The organism is Marseilla massiliensis (genome assembly GCF_016899855.1).
Taxonomy (GTDB): Bacteria; Bacteroidota; Bacteroidia; order Bacteroidales; family Bacteroidaceae; genus Prevotella.
Map to the genome: position 1 here is coordinate 1 of NZ_JACJJG010000078.1, position 12,005 is coordinate 12,005.

Below are 12,005 nucleotides of genomic sequence, written 5' to 3' on the forward strand. Positions count from 1 at the left end.
GTCAAAGTGACAACGAAGTGAAATTAATAAATAAGACTATTGTCTTAACTCCTTTACTCCCTAACTCCTTTACTCCTTATAAGTCAATCTACTTGCTTCCTACCAATCCACGTATCACCGCATTGGTGAATCCGGCGCGCTCCATCTCGTTAAGTCCGCGTATGGTGAGGCCGCCAGGGGTTGTCACCTTGTCTATCTCGGCCTCGGGATGGTTGCCGTTGGCCTGGAGAAGGGCCACTGCGCCCTTTACCGTCTGCAACACAATGTCGCGCGCGGCGCCGGCCTTGAAGCCCAGTTCTACACCTCCCTCGCTCGCGGCCCTGACGTAACGCATTGCGTAAGCTATGCCGCAGGAGGCCAGGGCGGTGCCGGCCCCGAGCAGATGCTCGTCGACAATGAGCGACGAACCCACAGAGTTGAACATGTCTTCAATATTTTCCGTGGCGGTAGCGTCGCCGTTGACGGCTACGATGAACGTCATCGAACAGCCCACTGATATGGCGATGTTGGGTATGGCGATGAATGTCTCAGGCCGTGAACCGTCCTCTTTCGCCAGCATTGCCGTCAGCCTGTCGCCGCTTACGCCGGCGGCTACGGATACGACGGTTTGCGTAGAGTAGTCGAGCATGGGTTTGATTCCGCTTATTACGTTTTCGACCAACCACGGCTTCACGGCCACTATCACAACGTCGGCCCCCTCGGCGGCGTGCCTGTTGTCGGTGGTTGTGCGTATGCCGAGCGCCGCGAAGCGTTCGAGCGTGCTCTCGTGTGGCGCTGATACAGTGATGTCTGACGGCAGGAAGCGTCCGCTATGCACGAATCCCTCTGCCATTGCGCCGCCCATTGCGCCGGCGCCTATTACCGCAATTTTCATAAGATGTGTCGTTTATGAGTGAATTTATCATGGCCGTAAACCGTTGACTGCATAATGCCTTATAATATAATAAGGTATAGGCCGACAGCTGGCGCGGGCCGTATTGCTTCGTGCAAAAGTACATAAAATTATCGTTCGGCGCCACGATACTGACAAGTTTTTATGTGGCGCGAGGCAAGAGGCTATGCGGAAGGCGGCAAAACGCGTTACAAAAGGCCGTCTTTTACAACGCAAAAGGTGGCCTTTCGCAAGCTAAAAGACGGCCTTTTGTAACGCGTTGGAAACCAGAAAGATAGGAGAAGGTGAGAAAGTGAGAGGGTGAGAAGGTGAGAAAGGCATTTTGAAAGGTAAAAAAGTAAAAGGGTAAAAAGGTAAAAAAGGCGTGCCAACCATGCAAATCTCCTTGTCAACTAATCAAATCTGCTTGTCTGCTTGTATCTCGTCAACTCGTCAACTAATAAAAGTCTGCTTGTCAACTATAAAAGAATAATTGTGAATAATCAATGAATTTACTTAAAAACAAGATGTTTGTCGTTTTTTTTCCGTATGTTTGCATTGTGTTATTATGTCGGCCGGTGTCGGTCGGCAAGTATTTATTTTGAATTAAGACAACCATTAAAATTTAGATTATGAACGAAGACAGACTGTATGAACTCATACGTGAGAAAGAACAAACGGCGGCCGTAGCCTTTCCTGCCCTTATGCGCAAGGTGTACGTGTGGATGACGCTGGCGCTGCTAATCACCGGATTTACGGCTTATGGCGTGGCCTCAAGCCCTGGTATAATCAGCGCAATATTCGCCAACAAGATGGTGGTGTGGGGCATATTCTTTGCCGAACTTGGTATCGTATGGTACGTGTCGGCACGCATTATGCGCCTGTCGCTGATGTCGGCGACGCTGCTGTTCGTGCTGTATTCGGTGCTCAACGGCTTGATGTTGTCGTTTATCTTCATAGTGTACACGATGACCTCCATCGCCAGCGTGTTCTTCATCACGGCTGGAACATTTGCCGTGATGTCGCTGATAGGATATTTCACCAAGGCCGATCTTTCCTCATTGGGGCGTATCCTGATGATGGCTCTTATCGGACTCATCATCGCCACGCTGGTAAACGTGTTCCTGCTTAAGGACACCGGACTGGGCCTTATCCTCAGTTACGTGGGCGTGCTCATCTTCGTGGGTCTGACAGCGTACGACACCCAGAAGATTAAGCAAATGCTAATGCAGGCAGACGACGTAAGCGAAGAGGCGCAGAAGATAGCCCTGCTCGGCTCGCTCTCGCTCTATCTCGACTTCATCAATCTGTTCCTTTACCTGCTGAGGATATTCGGAGGGAATAGGGAGTAAGGTTTTTTGAGTAGTAAGGAGAGAAGGAGTAGAGGAGTAAGTAGACTTGCATTGAGCGCTAATATTTAGGTGTCAAGCGGCAAAGCATATTTACTTACTCGTCTACTCCTTACCTCCCTACTACTTAATCATATCTACTTACTCCTTTACTCCTTCTCTCCTTACTACTTCAAAACGACAAGAAAATTTGCATTTTTATGCAGATTTTCTTGTCGTTTTGAATATTTATTCATACTTTTGTACCCATAACTGCATAAATATACAGAAATGAAATCAAAGAACAGCAGGCTTCAGACATTGCGGATGCTCATCTCGAGCCAGGAACTTTGCTGTCAGGACGACGTGCTCAAGGCTCTTGCCAAGGAAGGATACGTAGTGACTCAGGCCACCTTGAGCCGCGACATGAAGCAGTTGAAGGTAGCCAAAGCCACCAGTCTGGGCGGCAAGTACTTCTATGTGCTGCCCAATGAGACGATGTACAAGCGCGTGAGCAGTCCCAAGAGCGCTGCCGAAATGCTGCTTAATTCGGGCTTTGTGTCGGTTAATTTCTCCGGCAATATGGGCGTAATCAAGACTCGTCCCGGCTATGCCAGCAGCCTGGCTTACAACATTGATAACGGCGGCCTGTCGTCAATACTCGGCACGATAGCCGGCGATGATACGATATTCATAGTCGTCAAGGAGGGCGCAAGGCACTCCGACGTAGTGGAAGAACTTAGAAACGTAATACCAGACATCAAATAAAGGGTGAGAAGGTGAAAAGGTGAGAAGGTGGGATTGCCGGCAGAGCATTTGTCTTAACTCCTTTACTCCATTACTCCTTTACTCCTAAGCATTTGACTTTAACTACTCAGCGACCAAAGGGAGTGATAACTACTTTAACTCCTTTAACTACTAAAAAAGACATGGAAGAAATAGAAGTCATGGTTGCCGACGCCTCACACGAGAAGTACGTCGACACCATTCTTGAGACAATGGCGGCCGCCGCGAAGGTGCGCGGAACGGGTATCGCCAAGCGAACACATGAATATCTGGCCACGAAGATGCGTGAGACAAAGGCCGTGATAGCCCTTGCCGGTGACCGCTTCGCCGGCTTCAGCTACATCGAGACATGGGGAAACAAGCAGTATGTGACCACGTCCGGACTGATTGTACACCCAGATTTCCGTGGCCTCGGAGTGTCCAAGCACATTAAGGACATGACGTTCACGCTCGCGCGGACACGCTGGCCGAAGGCAAAAATATTCAGTCTTACGAGCGGTTCAGCCGTTATGAAGATGAACACTCAGCTGGGTTACGTGCCCGTAACGTTTGCCGACCTTACCGACGACGAGGCTTTCTGGCGCGGATGTGACGGCTGCGTCAACGTTGATGTGCTCAAGCGCACGGGCCGCAAGTACTGTATCTGTACGGGAATGCTGTACGACCCGGCCGTACACGAAGGTGAACCTACACCGATAGAACTGCCTGAAGAGGTGATGAGGAAGATTGGAAAGTAAAAGTAATAATATGAGTAGTTAAAGTAGTTAGAGTAGTTAAAGTAGTTAAGTCGAATGCTTTGTTGGCTTCAAATATGGTTCAACTAAGCAAGGGTAATGACTTTAACTACTCTAACTACTTTTAACTCCTTTAACTACTTGATAAAAATTAATAGTTATGTCAGACAAGAAGAAAGTGGTTGTGGCCTTCTCCGGAGGGCTTGATACATCTTACACGGTGATGAAACTGTCGCACGACATGGGCTATGAGGTCTATGCAGCGTGCGCCAACACTGGCGGATTCAGCGACGAGCAGCTGAAGAAGAACGAGGAGAACGCATACAAGCTGGGTGCGAAAGAGTACGTAACGCTTGACGTAACGCACGAGTATTACGAGAAAAGCCTCAAGTACATGATTTTCGGTAACGTGCTCCGTAACAACTGTTACCCCATATCTGTATCGTCTGAGCGCATATTCCAGGCTATCGCCATCGCCCGTTATGCCAAGCAGATAGGCGCCGACGCCATAGCGCACGGCTCTACCGGCGCGGGCAATGACCAGATACGCTTCGACATGACGTTCCTCGTCATGGCGCCGGGAGTGGAAATCATCACGCTGACACGCGACAAGGCGCTCTCGCGCAAGGAGGAAGTCGACTACCTGAACGCCCACGGATTCACTGCCGACTTCACCAAACTGAAGTACTCTTACAACGTAGGAATCTGGGGAACGAGTATCTGCGGCGGCGAGCTTCTCGACTCGGCGCAGGGCCTTCCGGAAGAAGCCTACCTCAAGCACGTTACCCGTCAGGACGAGAGCGAGCTGCGCATAGAGTTCGCAAAGGGTGAAATCGTTGCCGTGAACGGCGAGAAATACGACGACAAGGTAAAGGCAATACAGAAGATTGAGGAGCTTGGCGCAGCCTACGGAATAGGCCGTGACTGCAACGTCGGCGACACGATAATCGGCATTAAGGGCCGTGTTGGCTTCGAGGCGGCAGCCCCCAAGCTCATCATCGAGGCTCATCGCATGCTTGAAAAGTACACTCTGAGCAAGTGGCAGCAGTATTGGAAGGACCAGGTTGCCAACTGGTACGGCATGTTCTTGCATGAAAGCCAGTATCTTGAGCCCGTCATGCCCGACATCGAGGCTATGCTCACGAGCAGCCAGAGGAACGTGAACGGCACGGCGATACTCAAGCTTCGTCCCCTCGGATTCGACTGCGTGGGCGTCGATTCGCCCGATGACCTGCTCAAGTCGAAGCTCGGCGAGTACGGCGAGATGCAGCACGGATGGACGGCCGAGGAGGCAAAAGGTTTCATCAAGGTGCTTAGCACGCCGCTGAGGGTGTACTACGGAATACACGAGGACGAAGAGCGATAACAGGCAAGCGGCCGGCTTATCATGCTTATTTGGCTTATTGACCCAATGCTCCTGTTTAGCCTAATAAGCCAAATAAGCCTAAGCAAAACGGCTAAGCAGACTCTAAGGTAACAGCTTGGCAGTCAGCGGTTTGGCGAAAGGCCGCAAATTGCCTTGTAAAAGGCCGTCTTTCAGGCGCTAAAAGGTGGCCTTCCGCAACGTAAAAGGCCACCTTTTGCAAAGTGGAGGGTTAAATGCCGCCAGGCGGACAGCCTTCGTAGCGTCGGTAGACGGATATTAACACTTAAATTATTAATATCATGAAGAGATATTACCGTTCGTCAACAGACAGGATAATAGGCGGCGTATGCGGCGGCATTGCTGAGTATTTCAACATCGACCCGCTGCTTGTGCGCCTCGTTTTCGCAATATTGTTCTTCGGTTACGGTACCGGCCTGCTGGCCTATATCCTTATATGGATACTGGCGCCGAAGAGATATTGAGACTTGCCTGACGGCAAAAGACGATAAACGCAATTACGGGATTGAATCCCGGAAACATAAAACTTGATGACATGAAAATAGGAATCCTTGGCGGGGCGGGCTACACCGGAGGTGAGCTTATCCGCCTTTTGCTGAACCATCCGCAGGCGGAGATTGTCTTCGTCAACAGCGAAAGCAACGCCGGCAACCCCGTTACTGACGTTCACGAGGGGCTCTACGGCGACACCGACCTGCGCTTTACCGACGCGATGCCGTTCTCCGAGGTTGATGTCGTGTTCTTCTGCTTCGGCCACGGAAAGAGCCGTCAGTTCCTCGCTGAACACCAAATTCCAGACAGTGTGAGGATTATCGACATGGCGCAGGACTTCCGCCTTGCCGCAGATGGCAACGACTTTGTCTACGGTTTGCCCGAAATCAACCGCGGCCGCATAGCTTCGGCAGCGCATGTTGCCAATCCTGGCTGCTTCGCCACGTGCATACAGCTCGGCCTTTTGCCTGCCGCTAAGATGGGACTTCTGACCAACGACGTGTCAGTAAACGCCATTACGGGCAGCACCGGGGCAGGACAGAAGCCCGGAGCGACCACGCATTTCAGCTGGAGGGTTGACAACCTGAGCATATACAAGCCCTTCACTCACCAGCATGTGCCCGAGATTAAGCAGAGCCTGGCGCAGGTTCAGGGCACGCTCGACGCCGAAATAGACTTCATTCCATACCGCGGCAACTTCTCACGCGGTATCTTCGCCACCGAGGTGGTACGCACCGAGGCGCCTGTCGAAGACATTGTTGAGGCCTACAAGGCGTTCTACCAAGACGAGCCTTTCACCCATTACGTCGACCGTCCGCTTGACATGAAGCAGGTGGTGAACACCAACAAATGTCTCGTCCACTGCGAAAAATACGGCGACAAGCTGCTCATCACTTCCTGCATCGATAACCTGTTGAAGGGTGCCGTAGGCCAGGCCGTGCAGAACATGAACATCATGTTCGGAGAAGAAGAGACCATGGGGCTTAGGCTTAAACCGTCAGCCTTCTAATAAACAGCCCCTCCCGACCTCCCCGATGGGAGGGGCTGGGCTTGTATCAGCAACATAAAGTAATTAAAACCCCTCCACTCGGGGAGGCCGGGAGGGGGCTGCTGTTTTTCATTATGGAATTATTTGACGTATATCCCCTTTTCGATATAAATGTCGTTAAGGGCAAAGGCTGCTCCGTTTGGGATGACAAGGGGCAGGAATACTTAGACCTTTACGGCGGCCACGCCGTCATTAGCATAGGTCATTGCCATCCCCACTACGTTGAGAAGATGACCGAACAGCTGAACGCCCTCGGCTTTTACAGCAACTCGGTGATAAATACGCTGCAGCGCCGGCTGGCCGAACGGCTGGGCAAGGTGTGCGGGTATGACGACTACCAGCTGTTCCTGATCAACAGCGGAGCCGAGGCTAACGAGAACGCATTGAAGCTTGCGTCGTTCAAGACGGGACGTACGCGCGTGCTGTCGGCCGCCAAGGCTTTCCACGGACGCACGTCGCTGGCCGTCGAGACGACCGACAATCCGAAGATAATAGCGCCCATCAACGCCAACGGCCACGTAACTTACTTGCCCGTCAACGACCTTGAGGTGTGGGAAGCAGAGCTTGCCAAGGGCGATGTCTGCGCCTGCATTATTGAGTGCATACAGGGAGTGGGCGGAATAAAGCTCGTCGACGAGGACTTCGCCCAGGGCCTGCAGGCAGCCTGCAAGCGCTACGGAGCGGTGCTTATCTGCGACGAGATACAGTGCGGTTACGGCCGTTCTGGCAAGTTCTTCGCCCATCAGTGGCTCGGCATTCGCCCCGACCTGATTACCGTGGCGAAAGGTATCGGCAACGGATTCCCCATGGGCGCCGTGCTCATTTCGCCCGACTTCAAGCCCGTGTACGGTCAGCTGGGTACCACGTTCGGAGGCAACCACCTTGCATGCGCTGCCGCCCTGGCCGTGCTCGACGTTATAGAGAGCGAGAATCTGGTGGACAACGCACGTGAGACGGGCGACTATCTCATGGCACGGCTGAAAGAGATGCAGGCCACGGAGAAGCATATCACCGACGTGCGCGGCCGTGGACTGATGATTGGCATAGACCTTGACATGCCCCATAAGGAGCTGCGCCAGCACCTCGTCTACAACGAGCATTGCTTCACGGGTTGCGCATCGACCAACATTTTGCGCCTTTTGCCGCCGCTGTGCTTCACCAAGGCAATGGCCGACGACTTCATCCTGCGTCTCGAAAGGGCTTTCGCCGCCGTTGGTTGACACGTATCGGCGGGGCCGTTACGTCCCGCCTTGTAACATATTGGTATTCAGTGAATTAATAAAAGGCCACCTTTTACAAACTAAAAGGTGGCCTTTTAACGTATGAAACATGGCCTTTTGTGCGGTAAAAGGCCGTCGTTTGCAAATCCGCTGTTTTTGTGCCGTTGTGCCGTTGGGGTGATGGCGTCTTTTTGCGGGCTGTCGCCGGTTTGTCAGGGGCTTATTTTACGGTTGGTGGCGGGTGATTGTTTGTGTTTTTGTTTGTCTGTATGTGTTGTGTAAGATAATATGCCTGAATATTGCGTTTGTTTTTTTTAAAACGTTGCTAAATGTTGCTTTATGTTGTTTAAAATGCTTTATTTGTGTGATTTTGCAATAATATACAGTCCTTATGCGCTGCTTTGTGGGCAAAAGAAAATATTTATTTAAAAACATTTTGATATTTCAATAATCTTTACGAACTTTGCAAATTGATAGTAAGTTCAGGTAAAAGTGACCCTAAGGTGCGGTTTACGGCCGTCTTGCTGTCTTGAAAATTGACAAATTGTAAGCATAACCAAGCAATCAAGCTTAAATACTTTGATTTATGGCAGAAGAATTGGAAGTAAAACAATTGGATGATGTCGTAGTGCGTTTCTCGGGAGACTCGGGCGACGGAATGCAGCTGGCGGGAAATATTTTCTCGACAGTTTCGGCTACGGTAGGTAACGGTATCTCGACGTTTCCGGACTATCCGGCGGACATCCGCGCCCCGCAAGGCTCGCTTACGGGCGTGTCAGGATTCCAGGTTCACATCGCCAGCGGCCGTGCCTTCACGCCGGGCGACAAGTGTGACGTGCTCGTGGCCATGAACGCCGCCGCACTGAAAACGCAGTACAGGTTTGCTAAGCCTCAGGCTACAATCATCATCGACACGGACAGTTTCGGCCCGAAAGACCTTGAGAGGGCCGAGTTCAAGACGCAAGACTACCTCGACGAGATGGGCATTGATACCGACCGCGTGGTAGCATGCCCCATCACGCAGATGGTGAAGGACTGCCTTGCCGACAGCGGAATGGACAACAAGGCAGTGCTGAAGTGCCGCAACATGTTCGCGCTGGGCATTGTCTGTTGGCTGTTCAACCGCGACATAAAGTTCGTTGAGGCCTTCCTGCGCGAGAAGTTCGACAAGAAGCCCGCCATAGCCGAGGCCAACATCAAGGTGGTTAACGCCGGTTATGATTATGGACACAACGTGCATGCCAGCGTGCCGGCCACTTACCGTATCGACTCCAAGAACAAGGTGAAGGGCCGCTACATGGACATCACGGGCAACAAGGCCACTGCTTACGGTCTCATCGCTGCTGCCGAGAAGGCCGGATTGAAGCTGTATCTCGGCTCGTATCCTATCACTCCGGCTACCGATATCCTGCACGAGCTGGCCAAGCACAAGTCGCTGGGCGTGGTAACGGTGCAGTGCGAGGACGAGATTTCGGGTTGCGCGAGCGCCATCGGCGCGTCTTTCGCGGGAGCGCTTGCCGCCACTTCCACTTCCGGACCGGGCATCTGCCTTAAATCCGAGGCAATGAACCTTGCCGTAATCGACGAGCTTCCCCTCGTCGTTATTGACGTACAGCGCGGCGGTCCGTCAACGGGACTTCCAACAAAGAGCGAGCAGACCGACCTGCTTCAGGTTCTCTTCGGACGCAACGGAGAGTCGCCAATGCCTGTGATTGCCGCCACGAGTCCTACAAACTGTTTCGATGCGGTATATTCAGCGGCTAAAATAGCCCTCGAACACCTAACCCCCGTGGTGCTGCTTACCGACGCTTTCGTTGCTAACGGCTCTGGAGCGTGGAAGTTGCCGAACATCGACGAGCTGCCGGAGATACACCCGCATTATGCTCCTGCTGACCAAAAGGGCAACTATACGCCGTACCGCCGTGACCCAGAGACGGGCGCACGCTATTGGGCGATACCCGGACAGGAAGGCTTTGAGCACATCCTGGGCGGTCTGGAGAAAGACGGTAACACGGGAGCGATATCCACCGACCCGGAAAACCACGACAAGATGTGCCGCCAGCGTGCGCTGAAAGTCTACAAGATACCCGTGCCCGACGTTGAGGTTATGGGCGATGCCGACGACGCCGAACTGCTGATTGTCGGCTTCGGAGGCACCTTCGGCCATCTATATACAGCCATGGAGGAGCTCAGGAAGCAGGGACACAAGGTGGCGCTGGCACACTTCAGCTACATCAACCCCCTGCCTAAGAATACCGCCAACGTACTGACTAAATATAAGAAGGTGGTCGTTGCCGAGCAGAATCTCGGCCAGTTCGCTGGCTATCTGCGCATGAAGGTCGACAACTTCGCCCCCTACCAGTTCAACCAGGTAAAGGGACAGCCCTTCGTTGTGGCAGAGTTGGTAAAGGCGTTCACTAAGATAATTAAGAATTAAGAGTTAAGAATTAAGAAAATATGCTTATGAGCGACAATCTGATAGATAAGCGCAGTTACGCTTTTGCTTTACGCATTGTTAAGGCGTATCAGTACCTTTGCGATGTGAAAGGTGAGCGTATTCTGTCAAAACAGTTGCTCAGAAGCGGCACGGCGATAGGCGCGCTGATGCGTGAAGCTAAGTTCGCACAAAGCAGGGCGGACTTTATCAACAAAGCATCGGTGGCGCTGAAAGAAGCCAACGAAACTCTTTATTGGATTGAATTGTTGCATGACGGCGGTTATATTGACGACGTTACGTTCTCGTCAATCCACGACGAGGCGGATGAGATAACGTCCATATTGGCCGCAATAGTCAAGACTTCAAAGGAAAATTCAATGAAGTATAGTTCTGATGGATTCGTCCGTGAAGATTATTTTCCTGATTATTAATTTACGATTCTTAATTTAACAATAGTAATTTTCTTAATTCTTAACTCTTAATTCTTAATTGGAATGTTTACAGCTCAAGATTATAAGAAGGGACAACCGCGCTGGTGTCCCGGTTGTGGAGACCATTTCTTCCTGGCTTCGCTCCACAAGGCAATGGCCGAAATAGGCGTACCGCCTTACCAGACGGCCGTTATTTCAGGTATAGGATGCTCGAGCCGACTGCCGTATTACGTCAATACGTATGCCATGCAGACAATTCATGGACGCGCGGCGGCCATCGCAACGGGCGCGAAAGTTGCCAATCCAGACCTTGCGATATGGCAAATCAGTGGTGACGGTGACGGCCTTGCCATCGGCGGTAACCACTTCATACACGCCATGCGCCGTAATATCGACATCAACATGATACTGCTCAACAACCGTATTTACGGTTTGACGAAGGGCCAGTACTCACCTACGTCGCCCCGAGGCTTCGTCAGCAAGTCGTCGCCTTACGGCACTGTGGAGGACCCGTTCCTGCCCGCAGAGCTTTGCTTCGGCGCCCGCGGCCATTTCTTCGCACGTGCCGTGGCAACCGATGCGCAGGGAACGGTCGACATCCTGAAGGCCGCCTATAAGCACAAAGGCGCTTCGGTGTGCGAGATTTTGCAGAATTGCGTCATCTTCAACAACGGCTGTTACGACCCGATATACAAGAAGGAAGGCCGCGCAAAGAACGCCATCTACGTGCGCCACGGCCAGCCTCTCATCTTCGGAGAGAACAATGAGTACGGCCTTATGCAGGAAGGTTTTGGCCTGAAGGTGGTTAAGCTCGGCGAGAACGGTATCACAGAGAAGGACATCCTAGTGCATGACGCCCACTGCATGGACAACACCCTGCAGCTGAAACTCGCCATGATGGATAACGAGCACGGCTTCCCCGTAGCGTTAGGTGTCATCCGTGACGTCGAGGCGCCAACCTATGACGAAGCGGTTAATCAACAGATAGAGGAGGTTAAGGCAAAGAAGAAATACCATAACTTTGCCGAACTGCTCGAGACAAACGACATCTGGGAGGTGAAGTAAAAGGTTTTTATTAAAGGAGTTATCGGGAGTAAAAAGGGAGTTAGGCGGATTTCATCCGCCGGGAGTTAACGGACAAATGTCTTGTTTATGTTTATCAAACATGCGTCCGCTAACTCCGGCGCGTAGCGCCTGACTCCCTTTTTACTCCCGATAACTCCTTTTTCTATTACAACTTAACGGCGATAAGCAGCTCGATATACGTCTTTATC

The 12,005-nt window shown here is 51.8% G+C and carries 11 protein-coding genes; 10 read left to right on the forward strand and 1 reads right to left on the reverse strand.

Annotation, left to right across the window (positions count from 1 at the left end; translation table 11 throughout):
* Positions 1-88: 88 nt before the first annotated feature.
* Positions 89-874: a pyrroline-5-carboxylate reductase family protein gene (locus H6A34_RS11075; protein ID WP_205105568.1), complete on the reverse strand. Its 786-nt coding sequence runs from the start codon at positions 872-874 to the stop codon at positions 89-91.
* Positions 875-1,503: 629 nt separating this feature from the next.
* Here H6A34_RS11075 and H6A34_RS11080 point away from each other — a divergent pair.
* From H6A34_RS11080 to H6A34_RS11125, 10 genes are all read left to right on the forward strand, one after another.
* The gene (locus H6A34_RS11080; protein WP_021948986.1) at positions 1,504-2,223 is read left to right on the forward strand and encodes a Bax inhibitor-1/YccA family protein; all 720 of its coding nucleotides are present in this window, start codon (positions 1,504-1,506) and stop codon (positions 2,221-2,223) included.
* 267 nt (positions 2,224-2,490) lie between these two features.
* Entirely contained in the window at positions 2,491-2,967 is a 477-nt protein-coding gene (locus H6A34_RS11085) for an arginine repressor (protein WP_205105569.1), read from the forward strand.
* Positions 2,968-3,128: 161 nt separating this feature from the next.
* Positions 3,129-3,722 (forward strand): GNAT family N-acetyltransferase, encoded by a 594-nt coding sequence (locus tag H6A34_RS11090; RefSeq protein WP_205105570.1) that lies wholly within the window; start codon positions 3,129-3,131, stop codon positions 3,720-3,722.
* 157 nt (positions 3,723-3,879) lie between these two features.
* The gene (locus H6A34_RS11095) at positions 3,880-5,085 is read left to right on the forward strand and encodes an argininosuccinate synthase (protein ID WP_205105571.1); all 1,206 of its coding nucleotides are present in this window, start codon (positions 3,880-3,882) and stop codon (positions 5,083-5,085) included.
* Positions 5,086-5,384: 299 nt separating this feature from the next.
* Positions 5,385-5,567 (forward strand): PspC domain-containing protein, encoded by a 183-nt coding sequence (locus H6A34_RS11100; protein ID WP_021947885.1) that lies wholly within the window; start codon positions 5,385-5,387, stop codon positions 5,565-5,567.
* Between the two features lie 71 nt (positions 5,568-5,638).
* Positions 5,639-6,604 carry an N-acetyl-gamma-glutamyl-phosphate reductase gene (gene argC, locus H6A34_RS11105; RefSeq protein WP_205105572.1) on the forward strand — a complete coding sequence of 322 codons (966 nt, stop codon included), beginning with the start codon at positions 5,639-5,641 and terminating at the stop codon, positions 6,602-6,604.
* A gap of 113 nt (positions 6,605-6,717) precedes the next feature.
* Positions 6,718-7,863, forward strand: a complete 1,146-nt coding sequence (locus H6A34_RS11110; RefSeq protein WP_205105573.1) for an aspartate aminotransferase family protein — start codon at positions 6,718-6,720, stop codon at positions 7,861-7,863.
* Positions 7,864-8,449: 586 nt separating this feature from the next.
* The gene (locus H6A34_RS11115) at positions 8,450-10,300 is read left to right on the forward strand and encodes a 2-oxoacid:acceptor oxidoreductase subunit alpha (protein WP_205105574.1); all 1,851 of its coding nucleotides are present in this window, start codon (positions 8,450-8,452) and stop codon (positions 10,298-10,300) included.
* Between the two features lie 26 nt (positions 10,301-10,326).
* Positions 10,327-10,731 (forward strand): four helix bundle protein, encoded by a 405-nt coding sequence (locus H6A34_RS11120; protein ID WP_205105575.1) that lies wholly within the window; start codon positions 10,327-10,329, stop codon positions 10,729-10,731.
* 63 nt (positions 10,732-10,794) lie between these two features.
* Positions 10,795-11,796, forward strand: a complete 1,002-nt coding sequence (locus H6A34_RS11125) for a 2-oxoacid:ferredoxin oxidoreductase subunit beta (RefSeq protein ID WP_239480854.1) — start codon at positions 10,795-10,797, stop codon at positions 11,794-11,796.
* The last annotated feature ends 209 nt before the right edge of the window (positions 11,797-12,005 follow it).